Source organism: Microbacterium sp. bgisy203 (genome assembly GCF_057706945.1).
This window is the reverse complement of sequence record NZ_JBYIPF010000003.1, coordinates 202,726-215,273: the sequence shown is the minus strand read 5'-3', so window position 1 is coordinate 215,273 and position 12,548 is coordinate 202,726. Positions and strand designations below refer to the sequence as shown.

Below are 12,548 nucleotides of genomic sequence, written 5' to 3'. Positions count from 1 at the left end.
ACGCGCCCCCTGCCGCAGGCCGGGCGCGACCTCGCCCAACCTCGCCCGGCCTCACGGAACGCAATACCGTGGGCGCATGAGCGAGATCTACGACGCCGTGATCGTCGGCGGCGGCCACAACGCCCTCGTCGCCGCCGCGTACCTCGGGCGCGCCGGCAAGCGGGTCATCGTCCTCGAGCGCCACGCCCACGTGGGCGGCGCCGCCGTGTCGGAACGCCCGTGGGAGGGCGTGGATGCCCGGCTGTCGCGCTACTCGTACCTTGTCAGCCCCCTGCCGCGAACGGTCATCGACGACCTCGACCTGCATCTCGATCTGCGGCGGCGGCGCTCCTCCTCCTACACACCCGATCCCGCCGATCCGTCGCACGGCATCCTGGTCGACGCGGGCGACGCCATCGCGACGACGGAGAGCTTCCTGCGGACCACCGGCGACGCCCGCGAGGCCGAGCGGTTCGGCGCCCTGTACGACCGGCTGCTGCCGCTGGCGGCGGCGCTCTTCCCGACCGTCACCGAGCCCCTCCGGCGCGAGAGCGCGGTGCGCGCTGCGGTGCCCGATCAGGCGCTGTGGGATGCCGTGGTGCACGAACCCCTGGGCGCGCTGCTGCGCGGCGCGCTCACCTCCGACACGGCGCGCGGCATCGCCCTGACCGACGGCCTCATCGGCACGTTCTCGTATGCCGACGACCCGACCCTCCGGCAGAACCGGTGCTTCCTCTACCACGTGATCGGCGGCGGCACGGGGCACTGGGACGTGCCCGTGGGCGGGATGGGTCGGGTGAGCGGGGCGCTCGAGCGGGCGGCGCGCGACGCCGGCGCCGAGTTGCGGACGGATGCCGAGGTCCTCGCCGTCGACCCGGAAGGCGCGGTGACGCTCACGAGCGGCGAACGCATCGCCGGGCGGCTCGTCCTCAGCGGCGTCGGGCCCGCGGTGCTGGGGCGGCTCCTCGCCGCCGGTGGTTCGCAAGGGACCGGTGACGTCGACGCGTCCTCCGCGCCGGAGGGCGCGCAGGTCAAGGTGAACCTGCTGCTGCGGCGGCTCCCGCGCCTGCGCGACACCGACGTCGACCCCGAGGCGGCGTTCGCGGGGACCTTCCACATCAACGAGACGATGACCCAGCTCGACGCGGCGTACGGACGCGCCGCGGGCGGGGCGGTGCCCGATCCGCTGCCCGCGGAGATCTACTGCCACTCGCTCACCGACCCCTCGATCCTCGGCCGCGACCTGCAGGCATCCGGTGCGCAGACACTCACCCTGTTCGGACTGCAGGTGCCGCATCGGCTCGCGACGCAGAGCGTTTCAGGCAGTGATGCGCAGGGCGGGGATGCCGACGACGCGTACCGGGCGACGCTCCTCGCCGCGGCGCAGGCGTCGCTCGATTCCGTGCTCGCCGAGCCGATCGCCGACGTCGTCTACACCGCGCCCGACGGGACGCCGTGCGTCGAGGCGCGGACGACGACCGACCTCGAGCGCGCGCTCGGCATGGCCGGCGGAGACATCTTCCACGGGTCGCTGGCATGGCCGTGGGCGACCGACGACGAGCCGCTCGACACCCCGGCCGAACGCTGGGGCGTCGCGACCGACCACCCGCGCGTGCTGCTGTGCGGGTCGGGCGCGCGGCGCGGCGGCGGCGTCAGCGGCATCGGCGGCCACAACGCCGCGATGGCCGCGCTCGAGCTGCTGCGCTGAGGAATTCGCGCGTGAACTCGCGCGTGGCTCGAGCGCGGGCCGAGTCAGCGCTGCTCGGCCGGCGGAGCAGGCGGGGGCGGCGGGTAGCCCTGGTACCACGGAGCGACCGGCGGCGCCGGCGGAGCCGGAGCGTACGGGTCGGCCGCGGGCGGCGCGACGGGCGGGGCCGCGGGCGCGTTCGGGTCCGCCGGCGGAGCGGCGTACGGCTCCGGCCCCGGGGCGTACGGTTCCGGTGCCGGGGCGCCCGCATAGGGGTCCGCGGCCGGGGCGCCCGCGTAGGGGTCCGCGGCCGGGGCGAAGCCCTGGGGGTCGGCCGGCGCGTACGGGTCCACGGGCGACACCGGTGCGTAGCCGTACGGGTAGACCTGCGGCGCGGCATCCTGCGGCGGAGCGACGGGCGCCGCCGCGAGTTCGGGCTGCGGATACGTCGGATAGCCCGTGTAGTACGCGTTCCAGTCGGGCGTACCGTCGGGAAGGACCGGCAGCGGAGTCACACCATCGACGAACGTCGGCCAGGCCTGAGGCGCGGGAGCCGCGTAGGGCGCGGCGCCGTAGCCGGTCGGCGGGGCGGGCCGCTCCTTCTTGGGGGCGAACAGCGCGTTGACCAGCGGGATGAGCGCCGTGCCGACCGCGGCCAGGATCGCAAGGGCGACCACGACCCGCCAGTACAGCGGCTTGATGTCGACGTACTCGGCCGTGACGAGCGGAAGGACGAGCATGATCGCGAGGATCACGACGAGGCCGATCGTCACGTACGCCACGATCGTCGTGAACGTCGTCTGGTAGCGCAGGTACGCCTTCACGAACAGGCGCGCGTGCAGGAGCGCGCCCTGGATGATCAAGATGATCAGGACGTAGCGGAAGAACCGGTCGGCGCCGATGCCGAACTGGCCGTCCGTCGGCATCCAGATCAGGAATGCGCCGATCAGCAGGACCAGCACCCACGAGATCATGCTCGCGAGGGCGAGCCAGGCGGGGCGGCGGGCGGCGAGGTTCGCCTCGAGGATCGCGACACCGGCGAACCCGGCGAGAAGCAGGATCGTCAGGAACGCCTTGCCGACGATGCCGTTGTCATCGCCGATCAGCACCCACACGACGCTGACGAGCGCGGCCGCGATGAGGGCGCCGATCGCGACCCAGATGGAAGCCCTCAGGACTTTTCTCGATGCGGGTGCGGTGATCGGTTCGCTCATGGGGGATCCTCTCGGCAGGCGGGGCGCGCCATCCGGCGGCCTCTGCTCATCCTGACAGAGATGCGTGCGCCCGTGCGGGATGCCGGAAATCTGTGGATACCGGACGGACGGGGTGCGCTTCGCTAGGTTCGGGGTATGACGGCTTCGACGACGCACGCCCGCCCCTCGCGCACCGCCCGGGTGGGGCTCGGCGTCGCCGCGACGGTGGCGATGCTGACCGCCGTCGCGCTGAACTGGCTCGTCGCTGTGCCCGTCGGCACCGGCGTCTGCCCGGCCATCGACCCGGCGCCGACGAACTGCCTGCCCTCGTTCCGCGCCGGCACGGGACTCGTCGCGACGCTGATCATCCTCGCCGTGTGGGCGGCGACGCTCCTGTGCGCCCTCGCAACGCGGGCCGTCTTCCGCCCTCTCGCGATCGGCGGGTTGATCCTTCTCGTCGTCGCCGTACCCGTCTCCTACGTGACCGTGTCGTCGAGCTCGGGGTTCGAGGTCCGGGCATCATCTCCGTACGCGCCGACCGAAGACCCTGTCGCTCACTGGGGCGAGATCGCCGATCGCTCGCCGTACGTGAAAGCGCCCCTCCGGCCGGAGCCGAGAGGGGCGCTTCTTTCTGTCTGATCAGGTATTTCTCCTGAGTGGCGAGTGAGGGATTCGAACCCCCGAAGTCGAAGACGGCTGATTTACAGTCAGATCCCTTTGGCCGCTTGGGTAACTCGCCAGTGCGCACCCGACCGGCTTGTTCAGTCGAGCGGAGGCGCGATCACCTATCTTACTAGGCCGCGGCCGATGCGAAAAACCGAGACCTCAGTCCGGTGCCACGACGCGCTCGACGAACGCTTCGACGCGGCGGCGCGTGCCGTCGATGCGCCGGTCGACGCTCGCGCGCACTTCGCTCGGCGCGAGGGGCGCCGCGAGGCGGACGTTCTCGTGGCATCCGAGGTCGGTGCAGATGTAGGTGCCGACGCTGTCGGCGCGTTCGCCCGGCTCCCCCGCCCGGCGCGCGGTGAACAGGGACACCTGGTTGCCCGGCTGCATCGTGTGGCAGATGTTGCACATCGCCGCGCGGGAGCGCGATCCGGATGCCGCGCGCACCACGACTCCGGTCGGCACGCCCTCGTGCTCGACGACGACGTATCCGCGACCGCGGTTGTCGGGGTCGGGCCAGGCGAGGAAGTCGAGGTGGTCCCAGTCGGCGAGCACGAACGACAGCGGCACAGCCATCCGGTCGCGCTCATCGGGCGACGCATTCACGAGCGCCGCGCGGACCTGGTCTTCGGTCAGCGGCAGCATCCGCCCAGTCTACGAGCGGGGCGCGGCGATCGGGGCGAGTGCGCGGCGTCCTGGTGCCGGGCGCACCGGTCGATGCCGCGCCCGCGGCGTTCGGCTCGCAGGAGATCTCGTAACACCTGCGAGGTGAGCCCCCGGAATCACGCGGATCGAGCTGAGGCCGCGACCGATTGTCCTGCGAGCCGAACACGACGGGGCGTGAGACGCTGCGGCGAGGGTACGGTCGGAGCATTCGGCGAAGCCCTCCTCCACCTGACGCCGTCCGCCGCACGGCAGCGCGAGCTCTTCGCTGACGCCGTCGCACGTCTCTACCCTCGCTCCTCGGCGCACGACGCCGGGTAGATTGATCGCCATGGCTGACTCAAGTTTCGACATCGTCTCCAAGATCGACCGCCAGGAGGCGGACAACGCTCTGAACCAGGCGCGCAAGGAAGTCGAGCAGCGCTACGACTTCAAGGGCACGGATGCCTCGATCGAATGGTCCGGCGAGGCCATCCTCATCAAGGCGAACAGCGAGGAGCGCGCGAAGGCGGTGCTCGACGTCTTCCAGTCGAAGCTGATCAAGCGCGGGATCTCGCTGAAGTCGCTCGACTCCAGTGAGGCCCAGGCATCCGGCAAGGAGTACCGGATCACCTCCACCCTCAAGGAGGGCATCTCGTCGGAGGATGCGAAGAAGATCTCCAAGATGATCCGCGACGAGGGGCCGAAGTCCGTGAAGTCGCAGATCCAGGGCGACGAGCTGCGCGTGCAGTCGAAGTCGCGCGACGACCTTCAGGAGGTCCAGCGGATGCTGAAGGCCGCCGACCTCGACGTCGACCTGCAGTTCGTCAACTACCGCTGAGCGTGGGCGTCGAGGTCGCAACGAGGCGACGACGGAGTCCGACCGGGTGGGGCTGGGCGCTCCTGCTGGGCGGTGCGTCGGTCTCTGCCGTTGTGCCGCTGATGGACATGGTGGCGTACCGCCTCCTCTGCGCGAATGTCATCGAGTGGGGCGCGAACCGCGCAAACTTCTGCAACGGGCCGCTGGGCGACGTCCTCCGCGGGATCGGAAACACCGCCACCATCGCGTTGTCGCTCGCGGCGGCGTTCGGCGGCCTCGCGCTCGGCGTCAGCGCGCTCCGGCACGCCCGACACGATGGGGCGTCACCCAGCCTCGCGGTGCGAACGCTTCTCGTGTGCGCCGTCGTCTATACCGTCGCGCTCGTCTGCGAGAGCGGTCGTATGGCGATCGCCGGGGGGTCGCCGATATCGGCGATGGCCTTCGCGCCCGTCTCCGCCGGCGTCCTCTTCGCCGCCTGGCTCGCCGCGACGGGCATCGCCCTCGTGATCATCGGCGTCGTCCGCGAGAACCGCGTCGCCGCGGCGGAGCCGAGATGACCGCGCCCGACCCGCTCGCCGAGCTGTTCGAGCCGGGCGGGCGCCGTCGCGGCGGAGAAGACGCGCCCACCGAAGCCGAACGAGCCGCGCGCGCCCGGCGGCGCCGCCGCGCACGGCGCGCGGGCGTCGCGTTCCTCGTCGTCTTCGCGGTGCTCGCGGCATCCGTCACCGGCTACGTCATGTGGGCTCTGAACGCGCCCCTCCCCGATCCCGTCGCGACGACCCGCACGCCGACCGCGGCGGCCGGGGCCGCGGCATCCTTCACCCTGCCGGCCGAGGGCACGACCCTCGTCGTGACGAACGGCGCGGCCGAGTTCATCGGCGCCGACGGACTCACCCTGGCCGCCGGCGGCGACGAGCCGCGCTCGATCGCGAGCGTCAGCAAGATCATCACCGCGCTCGTCGTCCTCGACGCACATCCGCTCGCAGGCCCCGACGATCCGGGTCCGACGATCACCTTCACCGAGGCCGACCACGACCTGTACGACGAGTACTACGTGCAGGGCGCCGCGATCGCCGCGATGCCGACGGGCAGCTCGATGCCGCTGCGCGACGCGCTCGCGCTCATGCTCATCCCCTCGGCGAGCAACTACGCCGACGCCGTGTCCACGTGCGCGTTCGGCTCGCGCGGCGCGTTCCTCGCGGCGACCCGCGATTGGCTCGCCCGCCAGGGCCTCACCGGCACCACCATCGTCGAGCCGACGGGCCTCAGCCCCCGGAACGTGAGCACCCCGAGCGATCTCGTCCGCATCGGGCAGCTCGCCGCCGCGCACCCGACGATCGCCGCGCTCGCGGGCTCGGCGACCTACACGACCGAGGTCACCGGCCGTGTGAACAACACCAACAGGCTCCTCGGCGACAGCGGCGTGACGGGGCTGAAGACCGGGAACCTCGGCGAGGGGACCTTCGCGCTCCTGTTCACCGCGACCGTCCCGACCGGCGTCGGCGAACCCCTGTCGGTCACGGGCGTCACGCTCGGCGGCACGTCACGCGAATCGCAGGATGCCGCGGTCCGCGCGCTCCTCGGCAGCATCGCGGACGGGTTCCACGACGTCGCACTCGCGCCCGCCGGCACGGCCATCGGCATCTACGAGACGGCGTGGGGCGCCTCCGCCGAGCTCGTGATCGTCGACTCGGCGTCCATCCGGACCTGGTCGGACACCCCGATCGAGGTGACGACCGACATCGGCACCCCGGTGGCGTACACCGACGGCGAGCACGTCGGTACCGTGACCTGGACGGCCGGTCCGCGCAGCGCGATCGCCTCGGTCCAGGTGCGCGGGACGATCGAGGAACCCACCGGCTGGTGGCGCCTCACCCATCCCCAGCTGCTCGGCTGAGCGGCTCGGACGCGCATGCCCCCGCGCCGGAGTTCTCAGCGCAAGGCCCTCAGCGCAGAGCATCCCATCTCGCCTCGAAGACGCGCGGGTCCGAACGCCCGATCATCGCGGGCGCGACCTGCCCGACCTCGGGCCAGCGCACACGGGGGAAGACCGCCTCGTGCACGACGATCGGGCGCGGAAGCGCGGATGCCTCGTCACCGGCGAACGCGACCTCGAGCTCCAACCGGCACTCCTGGTACCGGGAGCGCCCGACGGGGGCCGCCACCGCCCTCACCGTCAGCCGACCGGGAGCGGCATCCGCCATCGGATCGCCGCTGGCCCGCTGCAGCCAGCGAACCGCTTGCGCGAACTCGCCGTCGTCGGCGGCGGACTGCCCGCCCGCCCGCTCGTTCACACCGCCGCCGCGCGCGTGCGTGGTTCACGCGTCTCCTCGGCGGGCGGCGCGCAGCCGTCGGCGAGCGCCCCGGTGGTGAGCCAGTCGCGCAGCGCCGCGTACGCCGCACCCTTCGGCTCGGGTGCGGAGAGGGTGATGTCGTGGATCGCGTTCGGGATGCGCCGGATCGTGACCTCGTTCCCGAGCTTCGTCGCGGCCTTCGCGATGTCGTCGACGACGAGCACGCTGTCGGTCGACGTCATCGCGTCAGACCACTGGATCGGCGCGGTCGAGCCGCGCGAGAGCAGCACGATGACGGGGCAGTCGATGTCGACGCCTGCTGCGATCGTCCGGTGGCCCGCCATGACCGCCGCGAGCCACCCCGGGTGCGTGGGGAACCCGCGCTCCGGCCGCCACCCCTCGGGGCTGTCGGGGAGAGTGCCGAGTTCCCGCTGCGCTCGTGTGTAGAAGCCGAGGTCGACGACGGGGTGCGAGCCGAGCGGATCGAACTTCGCCCGCGCCGACACGAGCGGGGCGATCGCCTGGCGCCCGACCGCGCCGGTCTGGAGCTCGAGCCACGGGCTGTTGAGGACGAGCGCGGCGACGGTGTTCTTGTGCCGCGCCGCCCACAGGCTCAGCGTCAGTCCTCCCGTCGAGTGGCCCATGAGGATGAGCCGGCGCTGGACGCCTTCCTCGCGCATCGCCGCGAGCGCCGCATCGAGGTCGGCGTCGTACTCATCGAGCGCGGCGACGTAGCCGGGCGTCTGCCCGGGCCGCTGACTCCGTCCGTACTTCCGCAGATCGAGCGCGTAGAACCGGGCCCCGAGGTCGTTCCAGAATCGGGCGAGCTCGGTCTGGAAGAAGTAGTCCGACCATCCGTGGACGTAGAGCACATCGACGCCCTGCAGCGGGGCATCCGACAGCGGGGCGTCGCCGGGTGGGAGCGACCGCACGAGCGTCGCGACGACCTCTCCCTCGGCATCCTCGCCGAGCGGCAGCGTCCGCTGCTCGAACGGCTCTCCGAGGATGTCGGTGACCCACTCCTGCCCGCTCCCTGTCGCCATGGAGACAGCCTACCCAGGGGCGAGGGCTCGGATCCCTGCGCCCGGGAGGATCGGCGTCAGCCCTCCGCGCGGGAGACGTCGACCATCTCGTCACGGTCGACGACCTTGATGCGCGCGCGCCCGTGCGGCGCGCCGAGCGCGATCTCGTGCTCGTCGAGGCGGTGCCAGCCGTCGAGGTCGGTCCAGCGAACGCCGCGCGCCTCGAGAAGCGCCGGGATCGCCTCCGGCGAGGGGTCCTCGGGCGTCCACCACGAGCCCTGATCGTTGATCAGGTGGCTGATCGTCTCCATGGCATCAGACTTCGTGTGCCCGATGAGCCCGACGGGGCCGCGCTTGATCCACCCCGTCGCGTAGACGCCGGGCACGCGCTCGTTCGAGTCCTTCTTGAGCACCTGGCCCTCGTGGTTCGGGATGACGCCGTGCTTCTTGTCGAAGGGCACGCCCGGCAGCGGCGACCCGAAGTACCCGACCGCGCGGTAGACCTGCTGCACGGGGATCTCGCGGAGCTCGCCCGTCCCCTCGACGCCGCCCTCGCCGTCGGGCTGCGTGCGCTCGTACACGATCGCGCAGACGCGCCCGGCTTCGGTCTTGAGCTCCACCGGCTTGGCCCAGAAGTGCAGGTGCAGGCGGCGCGAGGCGCGCGGGGTGTCGTCGTCGGCGCCGGCGTAGTCGTTGACGCCGGGGCGCTGGCGCCACGACTGCAGCACCCGGTCGATCACCATGACCTGCTTGTTCGAGGCGATCGCGGCCTTCGACGCCTCGTCGTAGTCGAAGTCCTCGTCGTGGACGATCATGTCGACGTCGCGCAGCTCGCCGAGTTCGCGCAGCTCCAGGGGCGTGAACTTCACCTGTGCGGGCCCGCGACGCCCGAACACGTGCACATCGGTGACCTGAGAGGCCTCGAGCCCCGCCTGGACGTTCGCGGGGATCTCGGTGGGGAGAAGGTCCTCGGGGTGCTTCGCGAGGATGCGCGCCACGTCGAGGGCGACGTTGCCGACGCCGACGACCGCGACCGACTGCGCGTCGAGCGGCCACTCGCGCGGGAAGTCGGGGTGCCCGTCGTACCAGCTGACGAAGTCGGCGGCGCCGTACGAGCCGACCGCGTCGATGCCCGGGATGTCGAGGTCGGCGTCCCGGATCGCTCCCGTCGCGAAGATCACCGCGTTGTAGTGGTTCTTGAGGTCGTCGAGGGTGATGTCCTCACCGAACCGGACGTTGCCGAAGATGCGGATGTCGCCGCGGTCGAGCACGTCGCGAAGGGCGTTGACGATGCCCTTGATGCGCGGATGGTCGGGCGCGACCCCGTAGCGGACGAGACCGTAGGGCGCCGGAAGGTGGTCGAACAGGTCGATCGAGACGTCGAACTTGCGCTCGGCCTTCAGGAGGATGTCGGCCGCGTAGATGCCGGCGGGGCCCGCGCCGACGATGGCCAGCCTGAGCTTGGTCATGGGTGTGTCCTTTGGTTCTGTCCGGTCGTAGAGGTGTTCATCCGGTCGTTGAGCGAGCGCAGCGCGTCCCAGCGCCCCGCCGCACGTGCGGTCAACTGGAGCGGTCGACGATGACGTGCGAGAGCTTCACGAGCGCCTCGCGCACCGGGCCCTGCGGCAACGGCTCGAGGCCTGCGACCGCGGCATCCGCCCACTCGTACGCCTGCCGGCGCGTCGCTTCGGTGGCCGGGTGCTCGCGCAGCCGCGTCATGGCATCGTCGAGGATCGCGGGGTCGGCGCCGTCGGCGATACGTGCGACGCCGTCGTCGATCGTGGCGCGCAGAGAGCGGGATGCCGGATCGGATGCGCGACCGAGAAGCAGGTACGGCATGGTCGGGACGCCCGCGCGCAGATCGGTGCCGGGGACCTTGCCGGTCTCGGCGGGGTCGGCGGAGAGGTCGATCACGTCGTCGAGCAGCTGGAAGGCGACGCCGACCTTCTCGCCGTACTCCAGAACCGGTGCGACGTAGTCGTCGGACGCGTCGGAGAAGAAAACGCCGGCCTGAGCGGATGCCGCGATGAGCGACCCCGTCTTGTCGGCGAGAACCTGCAGGTAGAACTCCACCGGGTCCTCCCCCGACGGGGGACCGACCGTCTCGTGCATCTGACCGAGGACCAAGCGCTCGAAGGTGTCGGCCTGCAGGCGGATCGCCCGCTCGCCGATCTGGGCCATGAGCTGGCTGGCGCGTGAGAAGAGGAGGTCGCCGGTGAGGATCGCGACGTTGTTGCCCCACACGGCGTGCGCGCTCGGCACGCCGCGGCGAACGTCGGCGCCGTCCATGACGTCGTCGTGGTAAAGCGAGCCGAGGTGGGTCATCTCGAGCGCGGTCGCCCCGGCGATGACGTGCTCGGTGGTGCCGGAGCCGAGCTGCGCGGTGAGGAGCGCGAGCATCGGTCGCACCCGCTTGCCGCCCGCCTCGTAGAGGTAGCGGGTGGTCGCGTCGGCGAGGGCGTCGCTGACGGTGAGCTCGCGGGCGAGGGTCGCCTCGACCTCGTCGAGACCGTCTTCGACGATGCCGAGGAGCTTCCGCATGCGCGGCCCCGCGAGCACGCGCTCGGTCAGGCCCAGCTGGGCCGACAGGCGCTCACCAGAAGCGGGAAGACTCGGAGTCACCCGACCAGCCTACCGGGGTCGCCGGACGTCACGGCTGGGGGTTGACCGCGCCGGGTGCGGTCGCGGCGGGTGCGGTCGCGGCGGGCTTGATTGCTCGGTGGAGGGCGACGATGCCGAACGTGAGGTCGCGGTGAGCAACGCCCGTCCACCCGGCGTCCCGGATCCACGTCGACAGCGTCTTCTGGTCGGGCCAGTCGCGGATCGACTCGTTGAGGTAGTCGTAGGCATCCGCATTGCTGCTCACGGCCTTGGCGACGACGGGGAGCACGCGGTCGTTGTAGAAGCGGTAGAGACCGGTGAAGGCGGGGTTCTGCGGGTGCGAGAACTCGCAGATGACGAGCCTGCCGCCCGGCGCGGTGACGCGGAGCATCTCGGCGAGCGCCTTCTTCGGGTCGTTGACGTTGCGCAGCCCGAACGAGATCGTAACGGCGTCGAAGCTGTCGTCCTCGAACGGGAGGTCCATCGCGTCGGCGTGGGCGAAGGTGAGGTTCGGGACATCGCCGTGGCGGCGCCGACCCTCGGCGATCATGCCGGGTGAGAAGTCGCCCGCGACGACCTCGGCGCCCGAGCGGGCGAGGCTCACGGAGCTCGCACCCGTCCCGGCGGCGAGGTCGAGGATGCGCTGCCCGGGCTTGGGTGCGACGGCGCGCGTCGTCGCGATGCGCCAGAGCCGGTCGTTGCCGAGGCTCAGCACCGTGTTCGTGCGGTCGTAGCCCGCCGCGACCTCGTCGAACATGCCGCTCACACGCGACGGGTCCTTACCGAGATCGGCGCGGTGCGGGTCCGCGGCGTGGGCGGGGTGCTGCTCGGCGGGGCGGGAGGTCACCGTTCGATCCTATGCGCGTCTCTCCCGTGCGCGGCGGGCATCCGCGCCGCCTCCGCTACCGACCGGCGAGGCGATCGAGTTGGGCGAGCCAGTGGGCGGCGGTCGGCCCGTCGAAGGGGGCGGACTCCTCCGTGACCGCGCGCTCCAGATCGAGGGCGACCTGCTCGACGCGCGACGCGATGTCGAGGGGGTAGCCGAACTGCACGCGATGCTCGGCGAACTCGTCGCGGTCGTCGATGTAGATGCCGCGTCCGTCGCGGGCGCGGACGACATCCAGGTCCATGTCGATGCCGGTCGGCGCGCCCGCCTCCCACCGGATATCCCAGCCGAGGTCGATGTAGATCTCGATGCGGGGATGGGTCGCGTTGAAGGTCGCCGCGAACTCGCCCGACGGCGGGACGAGAGTGACGTTGTCGCCCTCGGCGACGCCGTCGACCCCGGGACGAGCGCTGCGCCACCCGTCCCGCTGACCGACCCAGTCCCCCCAGCGGTCGGCGCCGAGATAGACGCAGTCGTGCTCCCAATGGGGAGAGCCGTCCCATTTGCGCCACCGGAAGACGAGCGGGCTGCCGAGGGCGGGGCGTTCGGTCATGCTCGGAGCCTACGCCGTGTACACAACTCAGGCAGATCGGGGCGCGCGGCGCCTCTCGCGGCCCGATCGCGGGGTTCTGCCTGAGTTGTGTCTCGGAGGCGATTGCGCCTCGGGGGCGACGGTGCCTCGGGCTGGCTGTGTTTCGGGGGCGACGCGTCGGCCGGGCCTGGGCCGCGACCGGGGCGCCCCGCCACCGGGAATAGGC

General features: G+C 71.7%; 13 protein-coding genes and 1 tRNA gene. 5 read left to right on the top strand and 9 right to left on the bottom strand.

What is annotated here, in order from left to right; translation table 11 throughout:
- Positions 1–76: 76 nt before the first annotated feature.
- Positions 77–1,687, top strand: coding sequence for a phytoene desaturase family protein (locus tag AC3ENQ_RS06895; RefSeq protein WP_431802997.1), 1,611 nt, complete (start codon positions 77–79; stop codon positions 1,685–1,687).
- A 44-nt stretch (positions 1,688–1,731) separates the two neighbouring features.
- Here AC3ENQ_RS06895 and AC3ENQ_RS06890 read toward each other — a convergent pair whose 3' ends face one another.
- Positions 1,732–2,880 carry a hypothetical protein gene (locus AC3ENQ_RS06890; protein ID WP_431802995.1) on the bottom strand — a complete coding sequence of 383 codons (1,149 nt, stop codon included), beginning with the start codon at positions 2,878–2,880 and terminating at the stop codon, positions 1,732–1,734.
- Positions 2,881–3,015: 135 nt separating this feature from the next.
- On the opposite strand from AC3ENQ_RS06890, the gene AC3ENQ_RS06885 reads away from it, so the two are divergent.
- On the top strand, positions 3,016–3,498 hold the full coding sequence (locus AC3ENQ_RS06885; RefSeq protein ID WP_431802993.1) for a hypothetical protein: 483 nt from the start codon (positions 3,016–3,018) through the stop codon (positions 3,496–3,498).
- An 18-nt stretch (positions 3,499–3,516) separates the two neighbouring features.
- Here the strand turns inward: AC3ENQ_RS06885 and AC3ENQ_RS06880 are convergent.
- Positions 3,517–3,598: transfer RNA gene (locus tag AC3ENQ_RS06880), tRNA-Tyr, on the bottom strand.
- An 86-nt stretch (positions 3,599–3,684) separates the two neighbouring features.
- Positions 3,685–4,170 (bottom strand): FBP domain-containing protein, encoded by a 486-nt coding sequence (locus tag AC3ENQ_RS06875; protein WP_431802991.1) that lies wholly within the window; start codon positions 4,168–4,170, stop codon positions 3,685–3,687.
- 349 nt (positions 4,171–4,519) lie between these two features.
- Between AC3ENQ_RS06875 and AC3ENQ_RS06870 the strand changes: the two genes are divergently transcribed.
- From AC3ENQ_RS06870 to AC3ENQ_RS06860, 3 genes are read left to right on the top strand one after another with little or no spacing between them, the layout of a single operon-like run.
- Positions 4,520–5,008, top strand: coding sequence for a YajQ family cyclic di-GMP-binding protein (locus AC3ENQ_RS06870; protein WP_431802989.1), 489 nt, complete (start codon positions 4,520–4,522; stop codon positions 5,006–5,008).
- A gap of 2 nt (positions 5,009–5,010) precedes the next feature.
- Positions 5,011–5,544, top strand: coding sequence for a hypothetical protein (locus AC3ENQ_RS06865; protein ID WP_431802988.1), 534 nt, complete (start codon positions 5,011–5,013; stop codon positions 5,542–5,544).
- Positions 5,541–6,884, top strand: coding sequence for a D-alanyl-D-alanine carboxypeptidase family protein (locus tag AC3ENQ_RS06860; RefSeq protein ID WP_431802986.1), 1,344 nt, complete (start codon positions 5,541–5,543; stop codon positions 6,882–6,884). Before AC3ENQ_RS06865 ends, AC3ENQ_RS06860 begins: the two co-directional genes overlap by 4 nt.
- A gap of 49 nt (positions 6,885–6,933) precedes the next feature.
- On the opposite strand, the gene AC3ENQ_RS06855 is transcribed toward AC3ENQ_RS06860, so the two are convergent.
- From AC3ENQ_RS06855 to AC3ENQ_RS06830, 6 genes are all read right to left on the bottom strand, one after another.
- Complete coding sequence (locus AC3ENQ_RS06855; protein WP_431802984.1) at positions 6,934–7,281, bottom strand: hypothetical protein; 348 nt, start codon at positions 7,279–7,281, stop codon at positions 6,934–6,936.
- Positions 7,278–8,324 (bottom strand): alpha/beta hydrolase, encoded by a 1,047-nt coding sequence (locus AC3ENQ_RS06850; protein ID WP_431802982.1) that lies wholly within the window; start codon positions 8,322–8,324, stop codon positions 7,278–7,280. The genes AC3ENQ_RS06855 and AC3ENQ_RS06850 overlap by 4 nt, the downstream gene beginning before the upstream one ends.
- A gap of 56 nt (positions 8,325–8,380) precedes the next feature.
- Positions 8,381–9,772, bottom strand: a complete 1,392-nt coding sequence (locus AC3ENQ_RS06845; RefSeq protein ID WP_431802980.1) for an FAD-dependent oxidoreductase — start codon at positions 9,770–9,772, stop codon at positions 8,381–8,383.
- 91 nt (positions 9,773–9,863) lie between these two features.
- Positions 9,864–10,925, bottom strand: a complete 1,062-nt coding sequence (locus tag AC3ENQ_RS06840; protein ID WP_431802978.1) for a polyprenyl synthetase family protein — start codon at positions 10,923–10,925, stop codon at positions 9,864–9,866.
- 28 nt (positions 10,926–10,953) lie between these two features.
- Positions 10,954–11,751, bottom strand: a complete 798-nt coding sequence (locus AC3ENQ_RS06835) for a demethylmenaquinone methyltransferase (protein WP_431802976.1) — start codon at positions 11,749–11,751, stop codon at positions 10,954–10,956.
- 55 nt (positions 11,752–11,806) lie between these two features.
- Entirely contained in the window at positions 11,807–12,343 is a 537-nt protein-coding gene (locus AC3ENQ_RS06830; protein ID WP_431802974.1) for a DUF402 domain-containing protein, read from the bottom strand.
- Positions 12,344–12,548 lie beyond the last annotated feature (205 nt).